Here is a 26,463-nt window from a genome sequence, read left to right as displayed (position 1 = left end):
TCAGGCCCGCTCGTCCGGCCGCGGGTCACGGGCGCACCGGAACCCCGAGAAGATCTGCCTGCGGATCGGGTAGTCCCAGTTGCGGAACGTTCCGCGGATCGCCACGGCGTCGGTGCCGAACGAGCCGCCGCGCAGCACCTTGTAGCCGGGCCCGAAGAACACCTCGGAGTACTCCCGGTACGGGAACGCGGTGAACCCGGGGTAGCCGCCGAAGTCACTGCTGGTCCACTCCCAGACGTCACCGATCAGCTGGTGCACGCCCAGCGGCGACGCCCCGGCCGGGTAGGCGCCGATGACGGCGGGCCGCAGGTGCCGCTGCCCGAGGTTCGCGTGCTCGGCGGTCGGCTCCTCGTCGCCCCACGGGTAGCGCAGCGACCGGCCGGTGGCGGGATCGTGCCGGGCGGCCTTCTCCCACTCCGCCTCGGTCGGCAGCCGCTTGCCCGCCCACGCCGCGTACGCCTCTGCCTCGTAGAACGACACGTGCACCACCGGCTCGTCGGCTGGCACCGGCTCGTGCACTCCGAACCGGGTCCGCCACCAGCCGTCCGCCTCGCGACGCCAGAACCGCGGCGCGGCGATGTCGTGCTCGCTGCGATAGGCCCAGCCGGCCTCGCTCCACCACCTCGGCTCGTCGTAGCCGCCGGTCTCCAGAAACGCGACGTACTGGCCGCACGTGACCGGGAAGGTGTCGATGACGAACGTGTCGACGTGCACCTCGTGGGCGGGCCGCTCGTTGTCCAGCGCCCAGGGCTCCACCGAGGTGCCCATCAGGAACCGGCCGGCGGGCACCACGACCTCGGGGGCCGCGCCGCCCACCCGGCGCGGCGGCGGCTCGGGCGCGTGCAGCACCGGCTCTCCCCTGCGCAGCTGGTGGGTGGCGAGCATCGTCTCGTCGTGCTGCTGTTCGTGCTGGGCGATCATGCCGAACGCGAACGCGGCCTCGGTGAGCTTGCGCCCCTCCAGCGGCGCCTGGTCCAGCACGTCGAACGCCTTGGAGCGCACCTCGCGCACGTAGGCCCTCGCCTCGGCCGGCCCCAGCAGGGGCAGCGACGGCCGGTCGGCCCTGGGGTGCTGGAAGGCGTCATAGAGGTCGTCGATGTCGGGGCGCAGCGGCTCCCGGCCGCCCACGTCGCGGACCAGCCACAGCTCCTCCTGGCTGCCGATGTGGGCGAGATCCCAGACCAGCGGCGACATGAGCTTCGAATGCTGGCGGGTGAGGTCCTCGTCGTCGACGGCGTCGGTGAGCGCGACGCTGCGGTCCCTCGCCCGCGCCAGCGTGCTCGCGGTGTGCTCGCGCAGTTCGCTCGGGGCGAGCTCCCGCAGCGGGTTGGGCGATTCGGTACTGGTCATGCTCGGTCCCCTCCTCGGCGCCGCACGCGCCGCTGCACGGCGTACGCGATGTCGGCGATGGTGTCGGCGGGCAGGTCGAAGGCGGTGAGCTCGGCGCACCCGAGATCGGCCACGGCGCGCGCGGACCGCAGCAGGCCGGAATCGGCCAGCCCCCAGCGCGCGGCGTCGTCCCAGCGGCGGGCCGAGGGCTCGCAGATCTCCAGCACCTTGTCCACTGTGGACGGCCGGCGCAGCAGGGCCGTCAGCAGCGCCACCGGGTGGAGCCAGGTGCCGGGCGGCTGCGCGTCGAGGTAGCGCACCTCGAGGTAGCCGTGCGGCCGCACCGGCGTGAACATCGTGGTCAGGTGGTAGTCGAGGTCGGCGAACGTCGGCGGCCCCAGCACGTCGGCGGGCCGGCCGCCCGCGATCCAGTCGGCGAAGGTGAACCCGGCTGGCGCGTCCCACGGACCGTCCACCCTCGGCACCACCATCAGCGGGGTGTCGAGCACCCGGGTCGCCCACGCCGCCGCGGGGTCGTCGCACGGCCCCGCCGCGTAGGTGCGGGCGTTCTCGGTGTCCATCACGGCCCGCCAGCGCGCGGACGCGAGCCCGGTGTCGGCGCCGGCGTGGGTGCGGGAGTTGGCGAAGAGGGCGAGCAGGACGGGCCCGAGCGCGTGGACCGCGGCCCAGCGGGCGGTCAGGTCGGAGGCTTCGCCCGCGTCGACGCACACCTGCACCGCGGCGGTGCTGCACATCATCGTCAGCCCGCCGGGGCCGAGTGGCGTGAAGCGGCGCTCCATCGCCGCGTAACGCTCCGTCGGCAGCAGCCGGACCGGAGCGCGGAAGGCGTCGATCGCGTGCGGATGGAGGCGAAGGCCGCCCAGCGCCAGCAGATCGGTGACGTAGGCCAGGTCGAGGCCGGCGACGGTGGCCAGCTCGCGCAGAGAGGTCTGGGGCGCGGTGGAGATCTCCACCTGGCAGCCGGGTTCGAGACTGAGGGACGATCCGCCTGGCAGCGGCAGCGCCGGGCTGTCCTGGCGGAGGGTTCGGGGAGTGTGCGGGCCGAGCGCGTCGGCGAGGCGGCCGGGGTCGAGCGGCAAGCCGGGATTCCCGGCGTCGTGGACGATGTACTCCAGTTCGACGCCGAGCAGTCTCGGCGGACCGTGCTTGAAACAGACGGACGCCACGTAGGCCTCACCCTCGGCGCGGCTTGCCACCACGCGGGCGGCGACGTCGGCAGCGGCGGCTCCGGCGCCGTCCTGCTTGGCTCTTCTGGCATAGGGAGGAATGCGGACCGCAGTCATCGGATCACCAGCCATCCACTCGCACCGACCATGCGTTCGCGACGCTACACGCGGGGTCCGACAATCGCAGTGGTCTCGCGCGCGGGCGATCTCAGTACGTACGTACGGATTGCATTGCCGTAGCCCCGGTGTCAAGATCGGGGGATGCCACGGGTCAGCCAGGACCACCTCGACGCGCGCAGGCGACAGATTCTCGACGGCGCACGCGCGTGTTTCGGGCGCTACGGGTACGAGGGTGCCACGGTCCGGCGGCTCGAGGAAGCCACCCAGCTCTCGCGCGGCGCCATCTTCCACCACTTCCGGGACAAGGAGTCGCTGTTCCTCGCCCTCGCGGAGGACGACGCGGCGAGGATGGCCGACGTCGTCGCGGAGCAGGGTCTCGTGCAGGTGATGCGCGAGCTGCTCTCCGGCCGCAGCCAGCACCCCGCCGACTGGCTCGGCACGCGGCTGGAGGTCTCGCGCAGGCTCCGGACCGACCCCGAGTTCAGGGCCCGCTGGGCGGAGCGCTCCGAACAGCTCACCACCGCCACCCGCAAGCGCCTCTCGTGGCAGCGCCAGGCTGGCAACCTCCGCGACGACATCAGCATCGAGGTGCTCGCCGCCTACCTCGAGCTCGTGCTCGAGGGACTGGTGTCCCACCTGGCGATGGGCCTGCCGGCCGACGACCTCGAACCGGTGCTGAACCTGGTCGAGGAGAGCGTGCGGCGCCACCGGGGACTCAACCCGGCCTGAGGGTCGCTCCGGGCGGAACATGCCGCACACCTGAGGCGTTTCACCTGGTTAAGATGACGCCACCCTTCTTTCCGGCTGGTCCCATGAGGAGTGACATCTTTCGTGCGCGATGCGCAGTCACCTGGTGACAGTAGTCGGCCGGGTGACCGACCCGGCTGCCTGATCTCGTCCGCCCGCGCCAGGGAGGACGGTGCGCGCTGATGGAAGTCGTGCTCACCGTCCTCGGCGTCCTGTTCGTCGTCCTGCTGACCGTCGGAACCGGCCTGGCCGTGGCCGCGGAGTTCTCCCTGACGACGCTCGAGCGCAGCACCATCGAGTCCAACATCCGCCAGGTGGGCGACCGCAGGTCGAAGACCCTGCTGAAAGCCCACCGCACGCTGTCGTTCCAGCTCTCGGGCGCGCAGGTCGCCATCACGCTCACCACGCTGGTCACCGGTTACGTCGCCGAGCCGCTGCTGGGCGGGATCATCAGGCCCTGGCTCACCGAGCTCGGCCTTTCCGACCGCGCCGCCGCCGGAACGTCGCTGGTCGTCGCGATGCTGCTGGCGACAACGCTGTCGATGGTGATCGGCGAGATGGTGCCCAAGAACCTCGCCGTGGCGCGCCCGCTGCAGACGGCCCGCGCGGTCGCCGGCTACCACTCCCGGTTCTCCGCGCTGTTCCGCTGGCTCATCACGCTCATGAACAACAGCGCCAACTGGGTCGTCCGCAAGCTCGGCATCGAGCCGCAGGAGGAGCTCCGCTCGGCACGTTCGCCGCAGGAGCTCGGCTCGATCGTGCGCACGAGCGCGCAGACCGGCACGCTCGACGTCTCCACGGCCCAGCTGCTCGACCGCTCGCTGCGGTTCGGCGAGCGCACGGCGGGCGAGCTGATGACGCCACGCGTGCGCCTGGAGTCGCTGCGCATGGACGACACCGTGCACGACCTCGTCGAGCTGTCGCGCCGCACCGGTTTCTCGCGCTTCCCCGTCTACCGGGAGGACCTCGACGACGTGCAGGGCGCCGTGCACGTCAAGCAGGCGTTCACCGTGCCCGCCGCCGAGCGCCGCACCGTGCCGATCTCGTCGGTGATGCGGCCGGTGCCGACGGTTCCCGAGTCGCTGCCCGGCGACTCGCTGCTCAACCGGCTGCGGGACTCCCGCTTCCAGCTCGCGATCGTCGTGGACGAGTACGGCGGCAGCGCCGGGCTGGTGACGCTCGAGGACGTGGTCGAGGAGATCATCGGCGACGTCCGCGACGAGCACGACGAGCGAGAGCAGCCCGCGTCGCAGCAGCTCACGTCCGACTCCTGGATGGTGTCCGGGCAGCTGCGCGACGACGAGGTCCTCGACGTCACCGGCTTCCGGATGCCCGAGGGTGACTACGAGACCATCGCCGGGCTGCTCCTGGAGCGCCTTGGCCACATCCCGGACGTCGGTGACGCCCTCGACCTCGACGGCTGGCGGCTGGTCGTGACCAGCATGGACCGCCATCGCATCGCCGAGGTCAACGTGCAGCGCCGCGAGGTGAGCCCGTGAACGACTGGGTAGCGATCTCGCTCATCGGCGTACTGCTGCTGTGCAACGCCTTCTTCGTCGGCGCCGAGTTCTCGCTCATCTCCTCGCGGCGAGACCGGCTCGAGGCGCTGCTGGAGCAGGGCAAGGGCCGCGCCAGGATCGTCCTCAACGCAGGCAGGCACGTCTCGCTCATGCTCGCGGGCGCGCAGCTGGGCATCACGATCTGCTCGCTGCTCCTGCTGCAGTTCGGCGAGCCCGCGGTGGCCCACCAGCTGGAGGCCGCCGTGGCGGCGCTCGGGGTGCCCCTGCCGATCTACCTCGTGCACGCGGTCTCGTTCACCGTGACGCTCGTGGCGATCACGCTGCTGCACGTGCTGATCGGCGAGATGGTGCCGAAGAACATCGCCATCGCCGAGCCCGAGCGCCTCGCCCTGTGGCTCGTGCCGGTGCACGTCGCGTGGGTGCGGCTGGTGAAGCCGTTCATCTGGCTGCTCAACGGCCTCGCCAACGGCGTGCTGCGACTGATGCGGGTGGAGCCCAAGGACGAGATCGACGCCGGCTACACCTCCGACGAGCTGGCCGAGCTGCTCAGCGAGTCGCGCCGCGAGGGCCTGCTGGAGCACTCCGAGCACCGCAGGCTCACCCAGACCCTGTCGTCGGTGGAGAAGACGGTCGCGGACGTGCTGGTGCCCGTCGAGGAGCTGACCACGCTGGCCCCGGGGCCGACCGTGGGCGATGTCGAGCGGGCCGTGTCGGAGACCGGGTTCTCGCGCTTCCCCGTGCGCACCGAGAACGGCGAGCTGACCGGCTACATCCACGTCAAGGACGTGCTCGACCAGGTCGGCGACGACCCGGCGACCACGGTTCCGGTGGCCAAGACCCGCAACCTGACCGAGCTGCCGCTCTACGCCCGGCTCGACAACGCGCTCTCCGCGATGCGCCGCGAGGGCAGCCACCTGGCGAAGGCGGTCGACAGCTCGGCCAGGGTCGTGGGCATCGTGGCCTTGGAGGACCTCGTCGAGGAGTACGTGGGTACCGTCCGCGACGGCACGCACGTCACCATGTAACCCATGTGGCTTGCCGAGCGGGAGTGGCGGGCGCGCGAGGACGTGCACGTCGAGCGGATGCGCGAGTGGACGGTGCCGCACCAGCGGCGCCGTTCGCTCGGTGAGAAGCACCCGGTGCTGGACTTCCTGTTCACCTACTACTCGCATCCGCCGTCGCACCTGGAGCGCTGGCAGCCCGGACCAGGCGTCGTGCTCGGCGGGCCGTCGGCACGGCGGTTCCTCGACCGGAAGGGCTACCAGGAGGTCGACGGCGGTATCACGCTCGACCCGCGCGCGTTCACCGAGCGGCACGTCCGGACCTCGCGGTACGTGCTCTCGCTGCTGGAGACCACCGCGTCGCGCCGGCCCCGGCTGAGCTGCTTCGGCCTGCACGAGTGGGCCATGGTCTACCGCCTCCCCGCCGGGGACGTCCGGCACGCGCAGCTGCCGCTGCGGCTCGGCTCCGGCGGCACCGACGAGGTGGTGGAGTCGCTCGGCGTGCGGTGCGGGCACTTCGACGCGTACCGGTTCTTCACCGACGCCGCCCGCCCGCGCAACGAGCTGCGGCCCACCCGCGAGACCCAGCGCGACCTGGACCAGCCGGGCTGCCTTCACGTCGGCATGGATCTCTACAAGTGGGCCTACAAGCTCGGCCCGTTCGTGCCCTCGGAGCTGCTCGGCGACTGCTTCGCGCTCGCCGCCGACATCCGGCTGCTCGACATGCGCGCGAGCCCGTACGACCTGTCCTCGCTCGGCCACTCCCCCGTGCGGATCGAGACCGCTGAGGGCCGCGCCGAGTACGCGCGCGAGCAGGCCGCGTTCGCCCGCAGGGCCGCGCCACTGCGCGCCAGGCTGATCGAGCACTACCGCACGCTGCTCACCGAGCACGACGTGTGATCGTCTCGGGGAGCTGATCAGCGTCACATTCCGCACGGGTTCTCGCCTGTTAGAGTGATAACGTTTTGGCTACGTACACGGAGCGTGTTCAGCGTCCGTGCGGGAAGGCGAGAGGACATCGATGGGGCGGCACAGCAGGGTCGAGGAACCCGCTACTGAGCGTCCTGATGCCCGGACCACCACCGGAACCCACCGGGCCGTCGGCAAGGCCGCGCGGCGGCGGGTGGCCGCGTGGCCGATCGCGTGCGTCGTGCTGGCCGGCCTGCTGGTGACCGGCTGGTTCGGGTGGAACTGGGCCGACGGCGTGGTGGCGAGCCGGGCCGAGGCACAGGCGTCGGACTGCCAGGAGGGCGACAGCGTCCTGCGCGTCGTCGTGGCGCCGGCCGCCGCGGAGCCGGTGACGAAGTCGGCCATGCGGTGGAACGACGAGCGCACGGTCGTCCATGGCCACTGCGTGACCGTCGATGTCCACGCCGCCAAGTCGGACCGGGTTCTCGACGCTCTGCTCGGCCGCGGCAGCTCCGCCTCCCTGGGTGGCGGCACGCCCGCCGCATGGCTGCCCGAGTCGGCGTCGTGGGCCGAGAAGCTGGCGGAGGGCCGGCCCGCCATCGTCGGCTCGCAGGGCCAGTCCGTGGCCACCGGCAAGCAGGGCGACTTCCCGTACGTGGCGCTCGCCGGCGACGGGGTGGACGCGACGCAGCAGCGGGCCGCCCAGTCCTTCCGCGCCTACCTGCTGGCCCCCGAGCAGCGCGAGCATTTCGACGAGGTCGGCCTCAGCAGGCCGTGACGCCGCGCAGCACCTCGGCGGTCTCCGCGTCGGCCGGGTAGAACGACTCGATCGACAGCTCCGCCAGCGTCACGTCCAACGGCGTGCCGAACGTGGCGACGGTGCTGAAGAACGACAGCTCACGACCCTCGTGGCGCAGGCGCAGCGGCACGAGGAAGTCGCCGGGGCCGGGAATCTCGACCTCGGGCACCTCGTCGTCGCACGGGTAGCCGCGCAGCTCCTCCAGCAGCGCGGCCAGCTCCGGATCGGCGGTGACCGCGACCTCGCGGCGCAGCCTGCCGAGCAGGTGCGCCCGCCACTCCCCCAGGTTCACGATGCGGGACGCCATGCCGTCGGGGTGCAGCGTCACGCGCAGCACGTTGGCGGGCGGTCCCATCAGCTCGGGCGCCACGCCCTCGATCAGCACGGCGACCGCGGCGTTGCCCTCGAGCAGGTTCCAGCGGCGGTCGATCACCACCGCCGGGTACGGCTCGTGACCGGTGAGGAGCCTGCGCACGGCGTCGCGCACCGCGGCCAGCTCGGGGTCGTCGAGCGAGCTCTCCGGGTACACCGGAGCGAAACCCGCGGCGAGCAGCAGCTGGTTGCGCTCACGCAGCGGGACGTCGAGGTGCTCGCCGAGGCGCAGCACCATGTCGCGACTCGGGGCGGACCGGCCCGTCTCGACGAAACTGAGGTGCCGGGTCGAGATGTCGGCCGCGATGGCGAGGTCGAGCTGGCTGATCCGGCGGCGGTCCCGCCACGCGCGCAGCAGCTCGCCAACCGGAGGCCTGCGCGCGGTCGTCACTGTCGTCACGAGGCTCAACCTACGGCCGCGCCCTCGCCGCGGCCATGACGTCCAGGGTAATCGACGGGCGGCACGCGTACGGGCACGGTGATGGGGACACGAACCGCGGCACCTTCCGAGAAAGGCTCCGACAATGCCCGAGTACACCACCCTCGCCGAGCGCTACCTGGAGATCTGGAACGCCACCGACGCCGGCACGCGGCGTGCCCTCATCGAGCGGCTGTTCACCGAGGACGCGACGTACACCGACCCGCTCGGCAGCGTCCGGGGCTGGGACGGCGTGGACACGTTCGTCGCGGGCGCGCAGGAGCAGTTCGCGGGGCTGACGTTCAGTCTCGGCGGGGCCGTCGACGGTCACCACGACACGGCCCGGTTCACCTGGCACCTCGGCCAGGACGGCGCGGAGCCCGTGGTGATCGGCTTCGACGTGATCGTCGCCGAGGGCGAGGACCGCATCGGCAAGGTATACGGCTTCCTCGACAAGGTCCCCGCCTGAGCCGTCAAGTTACGTCTCAGGTCAGCCGGTGCGGCGGGCCTTGCGGCGCTCGGAGAGCTCGTCGGGCACGACGGGCTCCAGCTCGCCGCCATCGGCGCGCTCCGCGGGGAACTCGTGGATCGTTCCGCTGATCTCCTGCATGGCTCCGCTCACGGCGATGCCGAACACACCCTGTCCGCCCTGCAGTAAATCGACGATCTCCTCGGGCGAGGTGCACTCGTACACCGTGGTGCCGTCGGAGAAGAGCGTGACGCGCGCGAGGTCGCGCACTCCCCGCGCCCGCAGATGGTCCACCGCGACCCGGATGTTCTGCAGCGAGACACCGGTGTCGAGCAGCCGCTTGACGATCTTGAGGACGAGGATGTCCTTGAACGAGTACAGTCGCTGCGAACCCGAGCCGTGCGCGGTGCGGATGCTCGGCATCACGAGCTTGGTTCTGGCCCAGTAGTCGAGCTGCCGGTACGTGATACCGGCGATCTGGCACGCAGCGGGACCGCGGTAGCCAACCAGCTCGTCCGGCAGCGACGCGTCGGGAAACAACTCTCCCTGCTCGCCGTCGGCGGCCCTGATCGGGCTCTCCTCGACCACGCATGCCTCCTCTCGCCCGGCCTCGCGACCGGCGAAACAAGACCGCCGGCCCCGGGGCGGGGCCGACCGGTATGACCGTCACGCGGCGTGGGCCTGCCCCAGTCAGGCGCTAATCACACCAGCGCGATTCATCGTCCCCTCGACGGTATGCCTGCTCAGCGGGCCGGTCAACGCGACGCGCGGGCACCCTCAAGTCGATATCGAGACTTCCCTGCTCCTTGCGACCTTTACTTGGCTGTGTTAATTTTTACTCATGCAGGTAAAGAGGGATTCAAGAGAGTTCGGCGGCGGCCTCGGCCTCACGGTCACGGAGGAGGCGCGCCGGGCACAGATCATCGACGCGACCATCGACACGATGGCGGAACTGGGATACCGGAAGACGTCGTTCGCCCGGATCGTGGAACGGGCCGGGCTCAGCAGCACCCGGATGATCTCGTACCACTTCGGCACCAAGGACGAGCTGATCATGGCCACGATCGGCGCGATCGTCGACCTGCAGGACCGGTTCCTGCAGCAGCGGCTGGGCGACGAGACCGAACGGGCGGCGATGCTCGGCGCCTACATCCGGTCGGAGGTCGCCTTCCTCGGCGACCACCCGCGCCACGCGCGAGCGCTGCTGGAGATCGCCACCGGCACGGCGGCCGGGGGCGAGGTGCCCATGGTGCCGCTCGTCCTGAAGGGCGTCGCCACCGGCAGGCTGGAGCGCCAGCTCCGGCAAGGACAACACGAAGGGGTCTTCGGCGAGTTCGACGTCGAGGTGATGGCGATGGCGATCCGCCAGGCCATCGACGGCGTCACGGCCAGGCTCGCCAGGGAGCCGGACCTCGATGTCGAGGCCTACGGCAGGGAGCTGGCGGAGCTGTTCATCAGGGCGGCACGGCCGTAGGGCCGGGGCGGCCTCAGGTGTCGGCGCCCCGGAAGTCCTCGGGGGAGACGGAGTCGAGGAACTCGCGGAACTTCTCCACTTCGTCCTCCTGCTCGTCCGGGATGATCAGCCCGGCCTCCTCGAGCACGCCTTCCTCCGCGTGGATCGGAACGCCCACGCGCAGGGCGAGCGCGACAGAGTCGCTGGGCCGCGCCGACACCCGGATGTCCCCGTCGAACACCAGCTCGGCGAAGAACGTGCCCTCGCGCAGGTCGGTGATGATCACCTGCTGGAGCTCGCGGCCGAGTGCGCCGATGACTTCCTTGAGCAGGTCGTGGGTCAGCGGACGGGCGGGCCGGACACCTTGCTGCTCCAACGCGATCGCGGTGGCTTCGACCGAGCCGATCCAGATCGGGAGGTACCGCTCGCCCTCGGTTTCCCGCAGCAACAGAATCGGCTGATTGGCGGGTAGCTCGACCCGTACGCCGACGACGCGCATCTCGCTCATCGGGCTTCGCCTCCCTCTCCTGCGCGCGGGCTGCAGCGCTCTCACGAGGATCTCGCATCGACACTGTCGACGCTACCCGTCATGCGGGCGCTGTGCTCGCTTCGAAACTACTTCTGCCCGGCTCGGTTTTCGCGAACCTTGCACTCACCGTACGGCATCCGCGTGAGATCGTTGAGGGTTCGCTCTGTGGCGTAACAGACGCGACACGCGGAACACCGATGACCACATGCGGGCCGGAAGCGCCGCCTATCCGCCGGTCACACCCCGGATGCCCGCCTTGACCAGCAACGTGTGCAGCGCGACCGACAGCGCCGCCAGCTCCCGCACCAGCTCGTCCGCTCGCGCCTTCGCATCGGCGTCGTGGTGCCGGTACACGGGCGCCACGATCTGTTCCAGCAGCCCGACTTCCCGGTCGGCGGACGCGCGGAACGCGCGCAGATGTCTCGGCTCGATACCGAATTCCGTCATGGTCTTGACGGTTCTCGCGATCTGCACGGCGTCGGTGTCGTAGAAGCCGGCGGCGCCGGGACGGATCAACCCGTACTGCTGCAACTCCTGCAGCATCCCGGAGTCGATTCCCGCCTCGGCCAGCAGCTCCTCCCGCGTCAGCCGCACCTCGCGGTCGGTCGCGAAGTCATCCGCGCCGGGCAGCTGCGCCGAGCCGCCGTTGGACTCGGGCGAGCCCAGCGGGACGAGCTTGCGGGGCAACCGGGGAGACGGCGCGGCGGGCTCGGCGCCGCGGTCGGCGGCGTCGAGCTGCTCCTTGATGACCTTGAGCGGCAGGTAGTGATCACGCTGTGCCGCCAGGACGAACCGGAGCCGCTCCACGTCCGCGGGGGTGAACTGACGATAGCCGGACGGCGTGCGACCAGGCTGAACCAAGCCCTCGGACTCGAGGAACCTGATCTTCGAGATGGTGACGTCGGGGAAGTCCTTGCGCAGCTGCGCGAGCACGACCCCGATGCTCAACCCGTCACGCTGTGGCCGCCCGGCAGCCGTCACTGTGCCCCCTGACCCCCGTGCCCGGGACCGGTCAGGAAGACGAGGCGGAACTTGCCGATCTGGACCTCGTCCCCGCCCGCAAGCACCGCCTGGTCGACCGGCTCGCGGTTGACGTAGGTCCCGTTGAGGCTGCCCACGTCGATCACCACGAACTCGCCGCCCTCCCGGCGGAACTCGGCGTGGCGGCGCGAGACGGTGACGTCGTCGAGGAAGATGTCGCTGTCCGGGTGGCGGCCTGCGCTCGTGGTGTCACGATCGAGCAGGAAACGGGAACCCGCGTTGGGGCCGCGCTTGACCACGAGCAGTGCGGAGCCCGACGGCAGGGCGTCGACGCCCGTCTCCTGCGGCTCGACCGCAGGTGCCTCCTGTCCCTCCATCTCCGACAGGAAGTCGGCCCGGAATACGGAGGTCCGCTCCGGAGACTGCTCCGGGGGAACGCCGGGCCCGTCGTTCGTGCTCACCTGAGCTCTCCTTACGCACTGAAGTGTCGTCATCGAAAACGTGGTGTAGCCAACGTACCGTGCCAGGTCGGCCGAAGGCGCCGGGGCTCCCCTGATCAGCCCTCGGTCACGCGTTGGTAGGCCTCGGCGTCGAGCAGGCCCTCCACGGTGCTCGCGTCATCGAGCCTGATCTCGATGAGCCAGCCCTCACCGTAGGGGTCGCTGTTGATGAGCTCGGGCGATTCGGACACGGCGTCGTTCACCGCCACGATCTCGCCGTCCAGCGGCGCGAACAGCTCGGAGACACTCTTCGTCGACTCGACCTCGCCGAACACGTCACCGGCGTCCACCTGGCGCCCGACCTCGGGGAGATCGACGAACACGACGTCGCCGAGCTGGTCCTGCGCGTACTCGGTGATCCCGACGCGCACGGTCTCGCCGCCCCGGACGGCGACCCACTCGTGCTCCTCGGTGTAGCGCAGCTCTTCCGGAGTGGACAACCCCGTTCCCCTTTCGTGCTCCTACGCTGCCTGCGTGCTGCGCATCTTCGCACAACGCCGAGGCGGGATCGCGAAAAGCACGGCAGTCCGTCACCCGCGGTGCGCGAGCGGGCGGCCGGACACGGCCTTGACGGTTTGCACGACGTAGAGCGCGCCGGACCACAGATAGAGCAGCCCGCCCCAGATGGTGAACGCGTAGGCGATGGGCCGCAGGATCTCGGCCGTGAGCGAGTCGCCCTGGATGAGCAGCAGCAACGGCAGCGCGTACATCAGGCAGAAGGTGGCGCCCTTGCCGACGTAGGTGACCTCCGGCGGGGCGAAACCGTTGCGGCGCAGGATGACCAGTGCGACGCCGACGATCAGCTCGCGCGCGACGAGCGCCGCGACGAACCACCACGGGATGATGTCGCGGACCAGGAACGCCACGAGCGTGGCCACGATGTAGAGCCGGTCGGCGGCGGGGTCGAGCAGCTGGCCGAGCCTGCTGGTCTGGTCGAGCCAGCGGGCGAGCTTGCCGTCGAGCCAGTCGGTGAGAGCGCCGAACACCAGCACGAGCAGCGCCCAGCCGTCCTCCTCCGGCCCGAGCAGGAGCCACAGGAACACCGGCACGCCGGCGAGGCGGAGGATCGACAGGATGTTCGGCAGGGTGAGCGCCTGTCGCGCCAGCGACGGCTCGGGAGCCGCCTGCGGTACGTCCGCGTGTTCGCGGGGTCTCGCCGACTCGGTCACGCGTTCACCGTATCCGTTCGCGGATAACGCGCGCTCAGGTGTGCCGCCGGTAGCTCCACCCGCGGCGGCGCAGGTCCTCCCTGGTCAGCGCCTGTGGCCTGCCGTGGTCGTCGGTGCCCATCCACCGCGGCCGGCCCGGCCCGCTCTCGAGCACGTAGGGACGGCCGTGGCTCCACACGACCGTGCACGGCGTGGTCGGCGGGGAGCCCGCCCGTTCGGTCGAGGTCATGGGTGTCCTGGCTGTGGTGGCTGTGGTGGCTGTCGAAGCCGGGACCGCGGTCCCGTTCTCGTTGTCGGTACTCATCGCTCTCTGTGGTCGGATCCGTGGTGAAGTGCCGGGGGTAACCGGCGGGTCCCGTGGTGCAAACCCGCCGGTTCGTCACTCACCAGGTACATCGGTCCCCACGGCCGATCCGTTAGCCGATAAGGCCGAACGTCACCCGGCCGATCGGGAAACGACCGGGCGCCGCTGGTCATCGACTGTCTATAATGGATCCTAGAGAAGCGGCAGCCGTCACGCTGAGTAGTGCCTAGCCTTTCAGGCCCGGGAAGTCCTCCTCGCGGAACTCGCCCTCCGGGCGCTGCTGGCCGGCCTCGTCCTCCTTGCCGCGCAGCTCCACGCGCCGGATCTTGCCCGAGATCGTCTTGGGCAGATCGGCGAACTGGAGCCTGCGGATTCGCTTGTACGGAGCCAGATGCTCGCGGCAGAAGGCCAGGATGCTCTCCGCCGTCGCGGCGTCCGGCTCGTGGCCGGCCGCGAGCACGACGTAGGCCTTGGGCACGGCCAGGCGGAGCGGGTCCGGCGACGGCACCACCGCGGCCTCGGCGACGGCGTCGTGCTCCAGCAGCACGCTCTCCAGCTCGAACGGCGAGATCCGGTAGTCGCTGGCCTTGAACACGTCGTCGGTACGGCCCACGTAGGTGATGTAGCCGCGCTCGTCGATCGAGCCCACGTCACCCGTGTGGTAATAGCCGCCCTCGAACGCGCTCGCGGTGCGCTCCTCGTCGTCGGCGTAGCCCACCATGAGCCCCACCGGCCTGCGCGACAGGTCGAGGCAGATCTCGCCCTCCTCCGTGCGCTCACCGGTGACCGGATCGACCAGCACCACCGCGAATCCCGGCACGGCGCGGCCCATCGAGCCCGGCTTGACCTCCTGCCCAGGGGTGTTCGCGATCTGCACGCTCGTCTCGGTCTGCCCGAAGCCGTCGCGGATCGTCACGCCCCACGACTTGCGGACCTGCTCGATCACCTCGGGGTTGAGCGGCTCCCCCGCGCCGACGACCTTGGCCGGCGGCGTGCTCAGCGCGGTCAGGTCGGCCTGGATCAGCATGCGCCACACGGTGGGCGGCGCGCAGAAGCTCGTGATGCCGCAGCGGTCCATCTGCGCCATGAGCGCGCCAGCGTCGAAGCGCGTGTAGTTGTAGAGGAACACGGTCGCCTCGGCGTTCCAGGGCGCGAACACGTTGCTCCACGCGTGCTTCGCCCAGCCCGGCGAGGAGATGTTCAGGTGCACGTCGCCCGGTTCGAGACCGATCCAGTACATCGTGGACAGATGGCCCACCGGGTAGGACACGTGCGTGTGCTGCACGAGCTTCGGCTTCGCCGTCGTGCCGGAGGTGAAGTACAGCAGCAGCGGGTCGGTCGCCGCGGTCGGCCCGTCCGGCGTGAACTCCCCCTCGGCGGAGTAGGCGTCGGCGAACGAGAACCAGCCGGCAGCGCCATCGACGGGCTCCCCCACGACGATCCGCGTGTAGTCGCCGGGCACGTCGGCGAACTTCTCCGCGTCGGCCGCGCGGATCACGACGTGCCGGGCCGCGCCGCGGTCGACGCGGTCGCGCAGGTCGGCCGGGCCGAGCAGTGTCGACGCGGGGATGATCACGGCGCCGAGCTTGATCGCCGCGAGGATCGTCTCCCACAGCTCGACCTGGTTGCCCAGCATGAGGATGAGCCGGTCACCGCGTCGCACGCCCCGCGCGCGCAGCCAGTTGGCGACCTGGTTGGACCGGCGCGCCAGCTCGGGGTAGGTCCAGCGGCCCTCGGTGCCGTCCTCCTCGACGATCCACAGCGCGTAGCGCTCGGCGTTCGCGGGGTCGGCGGCGATCCGGTCGAACCAGTCGAGCGCCCAGTTGAACTCGGTGAACTCCGGCCACGCGAAGTTCGCGTAGGCCGTGTCGTAGTCCTCGCGGTGCGCGATGAGGTAGTCCCGCGCCTCGCGGAACCGCTGATGAGCCGTCGCAGCGTCGTTGCCCACGATCTCCCTCTCTCACTCGCCCCTGAACTGGGGGGCCCGCCGTTCCATGAATGCTTGTACCGCCTCGCCGAGGTCCTTGCTGGGCAGGAACGCGGCGTTCCAGGCCGAGACGTACCGCAGCCCGGCCTCGACCCGCTGTCCGGCGCCGACGGACAGTACGTCCTTGACCCCCTGCACGACCAGCGGAGGGTTGGCGGCGATCTCGTTCGCCAGCTCCCTGGCCGCGGCGAGCACGGCGTCCTGGTCCGGGTAGACGTCGTTGACGAGGCCGATCCTCTCGGCGCGCGCGGCGTCGATGTCGCGGCCGGTGAACGCGAGCTCGCGCAGGTGCCCCTCGCCGATGATCCCGGCCAGGCGCTGGAGGCTGCCGAGGTCGGCCACGATCGCGACCTTGACCTCGCGGACGCTGAACTTCGCGTCGGCGCTGGCCAGCCGGATGTCGGCGGCGGCGATCACGTCGACCCCGCCGCCGATGCACCAGCCGGACACCGCGGCGATCACGGGCTTCCGGGTGGCGGCGACGGCGCCCACGGACTCCTGGAGCCTGCGGATCTCGGCGAGGAACTTCGTCCTCGGCCCCGCCTGCGCGTCCCCGGCGAGGTACTCGGACCAGCCGGGCAGCATCGCGGGCAGGTCGAGCCCGTAGGAGAAGTGCGCGCCGCTGCCGGTCAGCACGATCGCCCTGACCTCGGGGTCGTCGTCGAGCGCGCGGAAGACCAGCGGCAGCTCCCGCCAGAAGTCGGGGCCCATGGCGTTGCCCTTCGAGGGGCCGAGCAGCGTCACCTCCGCGACGTGCCCGGCTCGCTCCACCTTGAGCGACACCAGGTTCTGCAGGTTTTCGGCGTTTCCGGCGGGATCGGTCATGGGTGTCATCCTGACGTACGCCGTGCCGGGGCGGCCAGTCACGTTAGCCTGAGCCCATGACCAGCGTCACGGCACTCGACGAGCCGCTACCCGCCCCGCGCCGGCGCCCGCCCCGGCCACTGGAGCTGGTGGGCTCGTTCGAGTTCGGCGGCCTCGACGGACACCGCCTCGCCTACACCGAGTACGGCTCGGGCCCCGACGTCGTGGTGCTGACGCACGGGATCATGTTCAGCCGCCGTATGCACGCGCCGCTGGCCCGCAAGCTCGCCGCCGACGGCTTCCGCGTGGTGACGCTCGACCTGCTCGGGCACGGCGACTCCGACCGGCCCGCCGACTCGTGGCTGTACTCGATGCCCGCGTTCGCGGAGCAGACGGTCGCCCTGCTCGACCACCTCGGCATCGAGCGCGCCGTGGTCGGCGGGACGTCGCTGGGCGCCAACGTCGCTCTGGAGGTCGCCGTCGAGGCGCCCGAGCGCGTGCAGGGGCTGATCGTCGAGATGCCGGTGCTGGACAACGCCATCGTGGCCGGGCTGCTCACGTTCGGCCCGCTGCTGTTCGCCGCGCGCTTCCTGCCGGTCACGGTTCGCGCGGTGGGCGCGCTCGCCCGCCGGGTCCCGCACGGCAACCAGTGGGTCGACGTCGTCACCGACACGCTCGACCAGCGCCCGGCGGCGATGGCCGCGCTGCTGCACGGCGTGTTCTTCGGCCGGATCGCGCCGCCGAGGTCGGTGCGCGGGGAGATCCGGATCCCGGCGCTGGTGATCGGCCACCAGCGCGACCCGATCCACCCCTTCGGCGACGCCGACACGCTCGCGGCCGACCTCCCGGACGCCGAGTTCGTCCAGGCCCGCAGTCCGGTGGAGCTCCGCTTCGACCCGGCGCGGCTGACCGAGCGGATCACCGGGTTCGTCCGCGACCGCTACGAGCGCTGAACCAGGGCGCCGACGTCGGCGACCGGTCCGATCACGGTCACGGCGGGCGGTTTGATCCCGGCCGCCGCGGCGTCCACCGCGATCTCCTCGAGCGTCGAGCGCACCACCTTCTGGGTGCGCATCGTGCCGTCCTGGATCATCGCGACCGGCGTGTCGGCGGGGCGGCCCGCCTTCACCAGCGCTTCGGCGAACTGCTCGATCCGCTCCACGCCCATCATGAGCACGACGGTGCCGCGCAACCGCCCCAGCGCGTTCCAGTCGACCAGGGACTGCTCGTGCCCCGGCGGCACGTGGCCGGAGACGACCACGACCTCGTGGGCCACGCCGCGGTGGGTCACGGGGACATCGGCGACGGCGGGCACGGCGAAGGCGCTGGTGATGCCGGGCACGACCGTGACGGGCACCCCCGCCTCGGCGCACGCGAGCACCTCCTCGAAGCCGCGGCCGAAGACGTAGGGGTCGCCGCCCTTGAGGCGCACCACGAACTTGCCGGCCCTGGCGTTGTCGACGAGCGCCTTGTTGATCACGTCCTGGCTCGCGGCGCGGCCGTAGGGGATCTTCGCGGCGTCGATCACCTCGACGTGCGGCGGCAGCTCGTCGAGCAGCTCCCGCGGGGCGAGCCGGTCGACCACCACGACGTCGGCCCTTGCCAGCAGGCGGCGGCCACGGACGGTGATCAGCTCCGGGTCGCCGGGCCCTCCGCCGACCAGCGCGACCCCGGCCTGCTCCCGTTCGACGTCCTCGCCGGGGTCGGCGACGGTACGTGCGCGCAGGCCGTCGAGCACGCTGTCACGCACGGCGGCGGAGCGGCGCGGGTTGCCGCCGGAGAGGACACCGAGCAGCAGCCCGTCGTGCTCGCCAGACGCGGGGGTGACGGCGCTGCCCTCGATGCCGTTGTCGGCGCGCACGCAGAACACCCGTGAGCGCTCGGCCTCCGCGCACACGGCGGCGTTGACCTCGGGGTCGTCGGTGAGCGCCAGCGCGTACCAGGCGCCATCGAGGTCGCCATCGCGGTAGGTCCGCCGATGCCAGGTGAGCTCACCGGCGTCGGCCATCGCGCTCACGGATGGGGTGGTCTCGGGCGAGATCAGCTCCACCACGGCACCGGCTCTGGTCAGCCGCGGCAGCCGTCGCTGCGCGACCGTGCCGCCGCCGATCACGACCACGCGGCGTCCCGCGAGGTCAAGCCCGACCAGGTAGTGCTGCTCGTCCGCCATGCGTGCAAGCATGCCGCCCGGCGTTCGCGGGCGCGCGATCAGGGTTGCGGCGTCCCGCGGTGCCGCCCCGGCCACGGAGCGCCGATCGCCGACGACCACCCTGACCACGGCCCCAACCGCCCGTGACCGGGGCTTTTCCCGCACCGGCCCAGATCCCGCGGGCGGCCTCGGGCGCGGGTCATCCGGCGAACGCGGTGCGGCGCCGGCGCGCCGAGGGCACCGCCGTGGCCGCAAGGTGCGGCCAGCATCACAGGGACGGCAGACCTGCCCCCAAGGCCACCTTTGTTGCGTGGACCGAGCACTGCGGCGCGCAGCGTCTCCGTTCGGGTGGCGGCGGGAGACGGGTGGGAGCAACAAAGGTGGCCTTGGGGGCCGTTGGTCAGGCTCGCTTCGGCGCCGGGTACGGCAGCAGGGCCATCTCACGGGCGTTCTTGATCGCCGTGGCGACCTGCTTCTGTTCCTGCGGGGTGAGGCCGGTGACCCGCCGGGCGCGGATCTTGCCCCGGTCGGAGATGAACTTGCGCAGGAGGTCGACGTCCTTCCAGTCGACGTACTCCACGCGCTCGGCCCGCAACAGGTTCCGCTTGCGCTTGCCGGGACGCACCCGGTCGGTCTTCGCCACGTCGCTCCTCACCAGCTCGACTTGCTCACGCCGGGCAGCTCGCCCCGGTGCGCCATCTCCCGCAGCCGGATCCGGGAGAGGCCGAACGCGCGGAAGTACCCGCGCGGGCGGCCGTCCACGGCGTCGCGGTTGCGGATACGCGTGCGGCTGGCGTCGCGCGGCATCGCCTGCAGCGCGGAGACGGCGGCTGCCTTCTCCTCCGGGGTGGACCGTGGCGAGCGGATCACGGCCTTCAGCTCCGCACGGCGCTCCGCGTACCGGGCGGCGATCGTCTTGCGCTGCTCGTTGCGGGCGATCTTCGACTTCTTGGCCATCAGCGCTCCTCGCGGAACTCGACGTGGCGGCGGGCGCGCGGGTCGTACTTGCGCAGCACCATGCGATCGGGGTCGTTGCGGCGGTTCTTCCTGGTCACGTAGGTGTAGCCGGTGCCTGCGGTGGACCGGAGCTTGATGATCGGCCGGACGTCGTTGCGGGCCATGTCAGAGCTTGACCCCCTTCGCGCGCAGCTCGGCGACCACGGCGTCGATCCCGCGCTTGTCGATCGTCTTCATGCCCTTCACCGACACGCGCAGGCGCACCCAGCGGTTCTCGCTCGGCACCCAGTACCTGCGCGTCTGCACGTTGACGTCCCAGCGCCGCGACGTGCGGCGGTGGGAGTGCGAGACCTGTTTGCCGAACCCTGGTTTGCGGCCGGTGACCTGGCAGATCGCGGACACACACCCTCCCTCTTTGATATTGATAACCGTTTTCATTTACAGTACACGACGTGACCGACAAGCACCGTGTGCCCCTCGTCCTGATCAGCGGCCTCTCCTCCGGGCCCGTCGCGCACCTCGCGGAGAGGTTCCGCGCGACCGGCCGCGGCACGGCGGTCGTCCACTACGACCTCCGCAACATCGGCGCTGGGATAGTCCACCGGCGGCTGCAGGCAGGCCCGCGCGACCAGCTGGTGACACTCGAGCTCGACCACGGTTGCGTGTCCTGCACGCTCCGGCACGACCTGCTGCCCCTGCTGCGAAGGCTGGCCGCCACGCCCGCCGTGGAGCGGATCGTCGTGCGCCTCGACGAGTCGATGGAGCCCGAGCGCGTGTGCTGGGAGCTGCACCACGTACTCGTCGGCGACCGCCCCGTGGTCGAGGACGTCGACGTGGAGGCCGTGGTGACCGTGGTGGACGCCGCGAGCTGGCTCGCCGACGCCACCGGCGACGACACTCTCGAGGAGCGCGGCCTGCGCGGCGCCCCCGACGACGAGCGCACCCTCGCCCAGGTGGCGCTGGCTCAGGTGGAGTTCGCCGACGTGCTCGTGTTCGCCGGCAGCGCGCCGGACGCGTGGACCGCCGCCAAGACCGGCGCCGTCCTCGAACGGGTCGCGCCGTCCGTGCCGCTGCTGGAACTGTCCGGTGTGGACATCGCGGGCCTGCTCGCCGCCGTGCCGGAACACGCCCGCAGGGGCGAGCCCGCCGACCCGCACGGCGCGCTGCTGTCCGGCGAGCCGCCGCTGCACGCCGACTGCGGCGTGAGCGTGCTGACGTTCACGGCGCAGCGGCCGTTCCACCCGCAACGCCTGCACGAGGCGATCGACCTGCTGCTCGACGGCGTGGTGCGCACGCGCGGCCGCGCGTGGGTGGCGAGCCAGCCGGACGTGGCGTTCTGGGTGGAGTCGGCGGGTGGCGGCCTCGGCATCGGACACGCCGGACCGTGGCTCGACTCCACCGACGGGCCCGCGTGGGAGGACGTCTCCGCCGAGCGGCGCACCCTCGCGTCACTGCGCTGGGACCCGGTGTGGGGCGACCGCGCGCAGGAGCTCGTGATCGTGACCCACCTGGCCGAGCCCGGCGAGATCGAGGCCGCCCTGCGCGCGGCTCTGCTCACCGACGCCGAGCTCGCCGAGGGCAGGCAGGCCTGGGCCCGCTACCCCGACCCGTTCGGTTCCTGGCACGAGGAGCCGTGCGAGGACACCGACCCCGCGCCCGACCGCTTCGACGTCGGCGCACCCTCCGGAAAGGACGACACACCGTGAAACCCGGCATCCATCCCGACTACCACCCCGTGGTGTTCAAGGACTCCGCCACCGGCGACGCCTTCCTCACCCGCTCCACCATCACGTCGGAGCGCACCATCGAGTGGAGCGACGGCAACACCTACCCGCTCGTGCTCGTCGACGTGAGCGCGTGGTCGCACCCGTTCTGGACCGGCACGCGCCGTATCATGGACTCCGCGGGTCAGGTCGAGAAGTTCCACCGCCGCTACGGCACGCGGAAGGGCAGGCGATGATGGCCGTTCCCAAGCGCAGGATGTCGCGCAGCAACAGCCGTTCGCGCCGGTCGCAGTGGAAGGCCACGCCGCCCGACCTGGTGCCGATCACGGTGGAGGGCGAGCGGATGCTCGTGCCGCGCAGGCTCGTCAAGCACTTCCAGCGGTTCGGCCGGTGAGCGCCGGTGGCGTCGGCGACGTCTTCAGCGCCGCGCACGACGAGTTCGCACTGTGGTCGGCGAGGTTGTGGCGTCCGCTGGGCGAGCTCCTCACGGCGGTGTCGCGGCCGGCGCCCGGCGAGCGGGTGCTCGACGCGTGCTGCGGCGCGGGTGCCTCCGCGATTCCCGCCGCCCGCGCCGTCGGCCCGGCTGGTGTGGTGCACGCCGTGGACCTGGCCGAGCGGCTCGTCGATCGGGGCGCACGCGAGGCGGAGGCTTTGGGCCTGACACAGGCGCGCTTCGAGACCGCCGACGTGCTCAGCCACGACGGCGGGCCCTACGACGTGGTGCAGTCGGCGTACGGCGTGTTCTTCTTCCCGGACATGGACGAGGGCGCGCGCACGCTGGTGGGCAGGCTGCGGCCGGGTGGGCGGTTCGCGGTCAGCACGTGGCTGGCGGATGGAATGGCGCGCATCGTCCCGGTGGGCCGCGACGCCGCCCTTCCCGAACGACCGGAACTCGCCGGGCAGGCGGGCAAGCCGAACGCGAGCGAGCGGGTCGACACCGAGGAAAAGCTCAGCGCGTGGCTGTCCTCGCTCGGGCTGCGCGACATCACCGTGCACCAGGTGCGGTACGTCCAGCCGCTGCATCCCGACGACGCGTGGACGTTCTACCTCGGCGCGGCGATGCGCGGGTTCGTCCAGGGCCTCGGGCCCGAGGCTCTTGAGCGCGTGCGGGCCCGGTTCCTCGACGGGCTCCGCGAGGCCGGGATCGACACGCTCGACGGCAGCTCGTTGATCGGCGTCGGTCACCGCGACGGCGGGCGGTAGAGCAGCCCGAGGAATTCAAGGAGCAGGCGTTCCCGCAGGCGCGCGGGCGCGACGGCGAGCAGCGCGTTGATCTGTGCCATTCGCTCCGGCAGCCCGGCGCCGCCGGTGAGGCCGGCCCCGGCGAGCAGGCCCTCGAACTGCTCGGGCGTCAACTGCTCGGGGTCGAGCGCGGCGATCAGCTGCTCCAGTTCCCCGCCCACCACCACAGGACCCGCCTCACGCGCGGCGGCGACGGAGGCGGCGAGGTCGGCGACGAACGCCGCCTCGCCGCCCCGGTTGGCCGCCGTGATCGTCAGGTGCAGGTTGGCGGGCGAGGCGCCGTGCGCGAACTGCGGCTGCACGTACCAGCCGCGGTCCTTCATCTCGTCGGCCACGGTGAACAGGTCGAACCCGGGATCCCCTTCGAGCGCGAGCGCCAGCAGTGTCGAGTCAGGGGAGCCCAGCACGCGCAGGCCGTCGACCTTCTCCACCCCGGCGCGGATCTCCGCCACGGCGGCCAGCGTGTCGCGGGCGAGCCGCTCGTACCCGGCGTCGCCGACGTGGCGCACCACCGCCCACGCCGCGGCGAGCGGGCCGCCCGAGCGCGTCGACTGCAGCGTGGTGTTGAGCATCGTGTACCCGGGCCAGTCGGCGCTCGCGAAGTAGTGACCCCGGCGCAGGCTCGCATCGGCGTGCAGCAGCACCGAGACGCCCTTGGGGCAGTAGGCGTACTTGTGCAGGTCCACGGAGATGCTGGTGACGCCGGGGACCGTGAAGTCGAATGGCGGGACGGTCGCACCGGCGCGCCGCAGGTACGGCAGCACCCAGCCGCCGATGCACGCGTCGACGTGCAGGCGCACGCCCTTCGCCGAGGCCGCCCGCGCGATCTCGGCGACGGGGTCCACCACGCCGTGGGCGTAGGACGGCGCGCTCGCCACCACCAGGACCGTGTTCTCGTCGATGGCCGCCGCCATCGCCTCCGGGTCGGCGCGGAACGTCACCGGGTCGACGGGCACGTCCACCGCGCGGACGCCGAACAGGTGCGCCGCCTTGCGGAACGCGGCGTGCACGGTGGTGGGCAGCACCATGTTCGGCTCCGCGACGTCGCGGCGGCCCTCGCGCGCGGCGAGCACGGCGAGCAGGCACGACTCCGTGCCGCCCGAGGTCACCGAGCCGACGGTCTCCGGCGTGCCGCCGAGGAGCGCCGCCGCGGCGGCCACGAGGTCGTTCTCCATGCGCAGCAGGCTCGGGAACGCCGTCGGGTCGAGGCCGTTGGCCGACGAGGCGAGCGCGTGGGCCTTCGCGCCGAGCTCGTCGAGCCCGGCGAGCCCGCTGTCGTAGACGTAGGCCAGCGTGCGGCCGCCGTGGGTGGGCAGGTCGCCGTCGCGCAGCGCCGCCACCTCGGCGAGCACGTCCTCGGCGCTCATGCCCCGGCCTCCGCGGGCCTGCGGTCGGTCTCGAGCACGCTACGCCGCAGCAGCGGGATGCCGAGCAGGATCAGCACGGCGGGCAGCGCCGAGAAGCCGAGCGTGATCGCGGTGATCGCGCTGTCCGGCTGGGCGGCTGAGGAGTCCACACTGGACAGATAGCCGCCCGTGGCGAGCACGAGGCCGAACAGGCCGGGGCCCAGCGCGAGACCGAGCGTCTCCGCCGCCGTCCACACACCCGCGGTGATCCCGGCGCGCGTGGCGCCCGTCCGCTCCTCCTCCGCCGAGATGAGGTCCGGCAGGATCGCGAGCGGGAACACCTGGATGCCCGCGTAACCGACCCCGGCGAGCGCGACGAAGGCGAACACCACCGCGGTCGGCAGCGACTGCGCGAACACCAGGCCCAGCAACGCCACCGCGAACGCCGCCGTGGCGACGCGGAAGCCCACGAGCTTCCCGCCGGAGCGGCCCAGCCGGTCCCACAGCGGCATCACCAGCAGCGCCGGACCGACGAACCCGGCGAACAGCATCGACTGCAGGCCGGCGTCGCCCAGCACGTACCGGGCCACGTAGCTCACCCCGGCCAGCAGCGTCGCCACGCCCAGCGACTGGACGAAGTAGACACTCAGCAGCCAGCGGAAGGGCTTCCACTCCTTCATCGTGTCGAACAGCTCGCGCCAGGTCGGGCTCGGCTGCAGCAGCTTGCCCGCGGGCGCGCCCTTGATGCCGAAGTACACCGACAGCGTGCCCATGACGATCAGCACGGCGACGAATACGCCCATCACCCGGTAGCCGTCGACGCCGCCGATCGACTCGGCGATCGCCGGGGCCACGGCACCGGAGACGAGGATCGCCAGGGCCAGCACGCCGATCCGCCACGTGGTGATCCGGGTGCGCTCGTGATAGCCCTCGGTCAGCTCCGCGGGCAGCGCGTTGAACGGCACCTGGAAGAACGCGAACGCCGTGGCGCACACGAAGAACATCAGCACCACGTAGGCGGAGTCGAGGCCCACGTTGGCGAAGCCGGGGTGGGCGAACAACGCCGCGAAGAACACCGCCAGCACCAGCCCGCCGAGAAGCAGCGAGCGCCGCCTGCTGCCCCGCTTGGCCAGGCCCGCGTCGGAGATCCGGCCGGCGACGGGGTTGAACAGCACGTCCCACGCCTTGGGCAGCAGCACGATGGCGCCCGCCGCGGCGGCGGGCACGGCCATCGTGTCTGTCAGGTACGGCAGCAACAGCAACCCGGGCACCGTGCCGAAGGCGCCGGTGACGAACGAGCCGAGCGAGTAACCGAGACGGGTTCTCGTCCCCAGTGCCGACATGGTCCTCCTCGCCAGCGGATCAGGTGAGGGAATCGTTCCACCCTCCCGTGCTCGCCGGTGAGGCGGGCCACGGTCAGGACAGCACGTCGGCCACGGTGCGCAGGGTGGCCGCGTCGCCGCGCACGAGCAGCGTGGTCACCACCGACTCCTCCCATGCCGCCAGCTCGTCGCGGATCTTCGCGGGCGGGCCGATCAGCGCCGTGTCCTCCACGAGCTTCGTGGGGATGGCCGCGGTCGCCTCCGCCTTGTGCCCGCCGAGGTAGAGGTCCTGGACCTTGTCGGCCACCTCCTCGTAGCCCATGCGCGCGAACACGTCGTGGTGGAAGTTGACGTCCTTCGCGCCCATTCCGCCGATGTAGAGGGCGAGCGCGGGTTTGATCGCCTGTGCCGCCTCTTCCACGTCGTCGTGCACGATGACCGGCACCGACGCGGCCACCTCGAAGTCGCCGGCGGGCTCCGCGCGGCGGGCGAAGCCCTCCTCCAGCGCGGCGCGGTAGAAGCCGTTGGTGCGCGGCGAGAAGAACAGGGGCAGCCAACCGTCGCAGATCTCCGCCGACAGCGCCACGTTCTTCGGCCCCTCGGCCGCGAGGTAGATGGGGATGTGCTTGCGCAGCGGATGCACGGTCGACTTGAGCGGCTTGCCGAGCCCGGTGCCCCCGGCCAGCGGCAGCTGGTACTGCTTGCCGCTGTGGGTCACCGGCTCCTCGCGGGCGACGACCTTGCGCACGATCTCCACGTACTCGCGGGTGCGGGCGAGCGGCCGGGGATACGGCTGGCCGTACCAGCCCTCCACCACCTGCGGGCCGGAGGCGCCGAGGCCGAGCACGAACCGGCCGCCGCTGAGGTGGTCGAGCGTCATCGCGGCCATCGCGGTGGCGGTCGGCGTTCGCGCCGACATCTGGACGATGTTGGTGCCGAGCGTGACGCGCGAGGTCGACGCGCCCCACCACGCGAGCGGGGTCAGCGCGTCGGAGCCGTATCCCTCGGCCGTCCACACCGAGTCGAAGCCCAGTTCCTCGGCCGCGCGGATCGCCTCCAGCGCGCCCTCCGGCGGACCCGAGGACCAGTAACCGATGTGGTAGCCCAGCTTCACGTTGTCTCCTT

At 71.5% G+C, this 26,463-nt stretch carries 32 protein-coding genes; 12 read left to right on the top strand and 20 right to left on the bottom strand.

Translation table 11 applies throughout. From position 1 onward, the window contains the following. Positions 1-1,350: an ergothioneine biosynthesis protein EgtB gene (gene egtB, locus DI005_RS05600; protein WP_113641432.1), complete on the bottom strand. Its 1,350-nt coding sequence runs from the start codon at positions 1,348-1,350 to the stop codon at positions 1-3. Then, positions 1,347-2,633, bottom strand: a complete 1,287-nt coding sequence (locus tag DI005_RS05595) for a glutamate-cysteine ligase family protein (RefSeq protein ID WP_113641431.1) — start codon at positions 2,631-2,633, stop codon at positions 1,347-1,349. Before DI005_RS05595 ends, egtB begins: the two co-directional genes overlap by 4 nt. Positions 2,634-2,777: 144 nt before the next feature. Between DI005_RS05595 and DI005_RS05590 the strand changes: the two genes are divergently transcribed. The 5 genes from DI005_RS05590 (at position 2,778) to DI005_RS05570 (ending at position 7,591) form a co-directional block, all read left to right on the top strand. Next, positions 2,778-3,365: a TetR/AcrR family transcriptional regulator gene (locus tag DI005_RS05590; protein ID WP_112269010.1), complete on the top strand. Its 588-nt coding sequence runs from the start codon at positions 2,778-2,780 to the stop codon at positions 3,363-3,365. 200 nt (positions 3,366-3,565) lie between these two features. After that, entirely contained in the window at positions 3,566-4,882 is a 1,317-nt protein-coding gene (locus DI005_RS05585; RefSeq protein WP_112269008.1) for a hemolysin family protein, read from the top strand. Then, positions 4,879-5,928, top strand: a complete 1,050-nt coding sequence (locus DI005_RS05580) for a hemolysin family protein (protein WP_112269006.1) — start codon at positions 4,879-4,881, stop codon at positions 5,926-5,928. Before DI005_RS05585 ends, DI005_RS05580 begins: the two co-directional genes overlap by 4 nt. A gap of 3 nt (positions 5,929-5,931) precedes the next feature. Then, positions 5,932-6,804: a 3-methyladenine DNA glycosylase gene (locus DI005_RS05575; RefSeq protein ID WP_113641430.1), complete on the top strand. Its 873-nt coding sequence runs from the start codon at positions 5,932-5,934 to the stop codon at positions 6,802-6,804. A gap of 121 nt (positions 6,805-6,925) precedes the next feature. After that, on the top strand, positions 6,926-7,591 hold the full coding sequence (locus tag DI005_RS05570) for a substrate-binding domain-containing protein (RefSeq protein ID WP_113641429.1): 666 nt from the start codon (positions 6,926-6,928) through the stop codon (positions 7,589-7,591). On the opposite strand, the gene DI005_RS05565 is transcribed toward DI005_RS05570, so the two are convergent. After that, positions 7,578-8,384 carry a helix-turn-helix domain-containing protein gene (locus DI005_RS05565; RefSeq protein WP_369973555.1) on the bottom strand — a complete coding sequence of 269 codons (807 nt, stop codon included), beginning with the start codon at positions 8,382-8,384 and terminating at the stop codon, positions 7,578-7,580. The genes DI005_RS05570 and DI005_RS05565 overlap by 14 nt on opposite strands. Before the next feature lie 124 nt (positions 8,385-8,508). On the opposite strand from DI005_RS05565, the gene DI005_RS05560 reads away from it, so the two are divergent. Then, positions 8,509-8,871 carry a nuclear transport factor 2 family protein gene (locus DI005_RS05560; RefSeq protein ID WP_113641428.1) on the top strand — a complete coding sequence of 121 codons (363 nt, stop codon included), beginning with the start codon at positions 8,509-8,511 and terminating at the stop codon, positions 8,869-8,871. A 21-nt stretch (positions 8,872-8,892) separates the two neighbouring features. Here DI005_RS05560 and DI005_RS05555 read toward each other — a convergent pair whose 3' ends face one another. Then, positions 8,893-9,459, bottom strand: a complete 567-nt coding sequence (locus DI005_RS05555; protein WP_112268995.1) for a MerR family transcriptional regulator — start codon at positions 9,457-9,459, stop codon at positions 8,893-8,895. Positions 9,460-9,712: 253 nt separating this feature from the next. Here DI005_RS05555 and DI005_RS05550 point away from each other — a divergent pair, with 253 nt between their 5' ends. Beyond that, positions 9,713-10,345 (top strand): TetR/AcrR family transcriptional regulator, encoded by a 633-nt coding sequence (locus DI005_RS05550; RefSeq protein WP_113641427.1) that lies wholly within the window; start codon positions 9,713-9,715, stop codon positions 10,343-10,345. 13 nt (positions 10,346-10,358) lie between these two features. Here the strand turns inward: DI005_RS05550 and DI005_RS05545 are convergent, their stop codons facing one another. The 8 genes from DI005_RS05545 to DI005_RS05510 form a co-directional block, all read right to left on the bottom strand. Next, positions 10,359-10,832: a bifunctional nuclease family protein gene (locus DI005_RS05545; protein WP_110335629.1), complete on the bottom strand. Its 474-nt coding sequence runs from the start codon at positions 10,830-10,832 to the stop codon at positions 10,359-10,361. Between the two features lie 246 nt (positions 10,833-11,078). After that, positions 11,079-11,834, bottom strand: coding sequence for a MerR family transcriptional regulator (locus DI005_RS05540; RefSeq protein ID WP_170200554.1), 756 nt, complete (start codon positions 11,832-11,834; stop codon positions 11,079-11,081). Next, positions 11,831-12,295 (bottom strand): glycogen accumulation regulator GarA, encoded by a 465-nt coding sequence (gene garA / locus DI005_RS05535; RefSeq protein WP_110335627.1) that lies wholly within the window; start codon positions 12,293-12,295, stop codon positions 11,831-11,833. The genes DI005_RS05540 and garA overlap by 4 nt, the downstream gene beginning before the upstream one ends. A 95-nt stretch (positions 12,296-12,390) precedes the next feature. Continuing rightward, the gene (gcvH, locus tag DI005_RS05530; RefSeq protein WP_113641426.1) at positions 12,391-12,774 is read right to left on the bottom strand and encodes a glycine cleavage system protein GcvH; all 384 of its coding nucleotides are present in this window, start codon (positions 12,772-12,774) and stop codon (positions 12,391-12,393) included. Positions 12,775-12,864: 90 nt separating this feature from the next. After that, a complete protein-coding gene (locus DI005_RS05525) occupies positions 12,865-13,503 on the bottom strand; it encodes a CDP-alcohol phosphatidyltransferase family protein (protein ID WP_112268988.1) in 639 nt (212 codons plus the stop codon). A 34-nt stretch (positions 13,504-13,537) separates the two neighbouring features. Continuing rightward, positions 13,538-13,732 (bottom strand): hypothetical protein, encoded by a 195-nt coding sequence (locus DI005_RS05520; RefSeq protein ID WP_112268986.1) that lies wholly within the window; start codon positions 13,730-13,732, stop codon positions 13,538-13,540. A gap of 301 nt (positions 13,733-14,033) precedes the next feature. Then, the gene (locus DI005_RS05515; RefSeq protein WP_113641425.1) at positions 14,034-15,755 is read right to left on the bottom strand and encodes an AMP-binding protein; all 1,722 of its coding nucleotides are present in this window, start codon (positions 15,753-15,755) and stop codon (positions 14,034-14,036) included. 12 nt (positions 15,756-15,767) lie between these two features. Next, entirely contained in the window at positions 15,768-16,619 is an 852-nt protein-coding gene (locus tag DI005_RS05510; RefSeq protein ID WP_113641424.1) for a crotonase/enoyl-CoA hydratase family protein, read from the bottom strand. 56 nt (positions 16,620-16,675) lie between these two features. Between DI005_RS05510 and DI005_RS05505 the strand changes: the two genes are divergently transcribed. Beyond that, complete coding sequence (locus DI005_RS05505; RefSeq protein WP_112268980.1) at positions 16,676-17,551, top strand: alpha/beta fold hydrolase; 876 nt, start codon at positions 16,676-16,678, stop codon at positions 17,549-17,551. Here DI005_RS05505 and cobA read toward each other — a convergent pair. The 5 genes from cobA to rpmB all read right to left on the bottom strand — a co-directional run bounded on the left by cobA (position 17,539) and on the right by rpmB (position 20,106). Beyond that, positions 17,539-18,768 (bottom strand): uroporphyrinogen-III C-methyltransferase, encoded by a 1,230-nt coding sequence (cobA, locus tag DI005_RS05500; protein WP_113641483.1) that lies wholly within the window; start codon positions 18,766-18,768, stop codon positions 17,539-17,541. The genes DI005_RS05505 and cobA overlap by 13 nt on opposite strands. Before the next feature lie 379 nt (positions 18,769-19,147). Next, complete coding sequence (gene rpsR / locus DI005_RS05495; protein WP_113641423.1) at positions 19,148-19,390, bottom strand: 30S ribosomal protein S18; 243 nt, start codon at positions 19,388-19,390, stop codon at positions 19,148-19,150. 8 nt (positions 19,391-19,398) lie between these two features. Continuing rightward, positions 19,399-19,704, bottom strand: a complete 306-nt coding sequence (gene rpsN, locus DI005_RS05490; RefSeq protein ID WP_113641422.1) for a 30S ribosomal protein S14 — start codon at positions 19,702-19,704, stop codon at positions 19,399-19,401. Next, the gene (rpmG, locus tag DI005_RS05485; RefSeq protein WP_110335620.1) at positions 19,704-19,868 is read right to left on the bottom strand and encodes a 50S ribosomal protein L33; all 165 of its coding nucleotides are present in this window, start codon (positions 19,866-19,868) and stop codon (positions 19,704-19,706) included. Before rpmG ends, rpsN begins: the two co-directional genes overlap by 1 nt. A gap of 1 nt (position 19,869) precedes the next feature. Then, on the bottom strand, positions 19,870-20,106 hold the full coding sequence (gene rpmB, locus DI005_RS05480) for a 50S ribosomal protein L28 (protein WP_112268974.1): 237 nt from the start codon (positions 20,104-20,106) through the stop codon (positions 19,870-19,872). Positions 20,107-20,156: 50 nt separating this feature from the next. Here rpmB and mrf point away from each other — a divergent pair, with 50 nt between their 5' ends. Genes mrf through DI005_RS05460 form a run of 4 tightly spaced genes read left to right on the top strand, consistent with a single transcriptional unit; the run spans position 20,157 to position 22,631 of the window. After that, complete coding sequence (gene mrf, locus DI005_RS05475) at positions 20,157-21,410, top strand: ribosome hibernation factor-recruiting GTPase MRF (protein WP_113641421.1); 1,254 nt, start codon at positions 20,157-20,159, stop codon at positions 21,408-21,410. Then, entirely contained in the window at positions 21,407-21,664 is a 258-nt protein-coding gene (locus tag DI005_RS05470) for a type B 50S ribosomal protein L31 (RefSeq protein WP_112268970.1), read from the top strand. Before mrf ends, DI005_RS05470 begins: the two co-directional genes overlap by 4 nt. Then, positions 21,664-21,822 (top strand): 50S ribosomal protein L32, encoded by a 159-nt coding sequence (gene rpmF, locus DI005_RS05465; protein WP_113641420.1) that lies wholly within the window; start codon positions 21,664-21,666, stop codon positions 21,820-21,822. The genes DI005_RS05470 and rpmF overlap by 1 nt, the downstream gene beginning before the upstream one ends. Then, positions 21,819-22,631 (top strand): class I SAM-dependent methyltransferase, encoded by an 813-nt coding sequence (locus DI005_RS05460; RefSeq protein ID WP_112268966.1) that lies wholly within the window; start codon positions 21,819-21,821, stop codon positions 22,629-22,631. The genes rpmF and DI005_RS05460 overlap by 4 nt, the downstream gene beginning before the upstream one ends. Here DI005_RS05460 and DI005_RS05455 read toward each other — a convergent pair. The 3 genes from DI005_RS05455 to DI005_RS05445 all read right to left on the bottom strand — a co-directional run bounded on the left by DI005_RS05455 (position 22,610) and on the right by DI005_RS05445 (position 26,452). After that, positions 22,610-24,037, bottom strand: a complete 1,428-nt coding sequence (locus DI005_RS05455; protein WP_113641419.1) for an aminotransferase class V-fold PLP-dependent enzyme — start codon at positions 24,035-24,037, stop codon at positions 22,610-22,612. The two genes, DI005_RS05460 and DI005_RS05455, sit on opposite strands and share 22 nt — an antisense overlap. Then, complete coding sequence (locus DI005_RS05450; protein WP_112268962.1) at positions 24,034-25,359, bottom strand: MFS transporter; 1,326 nt, start codon at positions 25,357-25,359, stop codon at positions 24,034-24,036. The genes DI005_RS05455 and DI005_RS05450 overlap by 4 nt, the downstream gene beginning before the upstream one ends. A gap of 73 nt (positions 25,360-25,432) precedes the next feature. Continuing rightward, positions 25,433-26,452 (bottom strand): LLM class F420-dependent oxidoreductase, encoded by a 1,020-nt coding sequence (locus DI005_RS05445; protein WP_113641418.1) that lies wholly within the window; start codon positions 26,450-26,452, stop codon positions 25,433-25,435. Between the last annotated feature and the right edge of the window lie 11 nt (positions 26,453-26,463).

Origin of the sequence: Prauserella sp. PE36 (assembly GCF_003311655.1) — a bacterium.
Classification (GTDB): domain Bacteria; phylum Actinomycetota; class Actinomycetes; order Mycobacteriales; family Pseudonocardiaceae; genus Prauserella_A; species Prauserella_A endophytica.
This window is presented reverse-complemented; position numbering and strand designations above follow the sequence as displayed.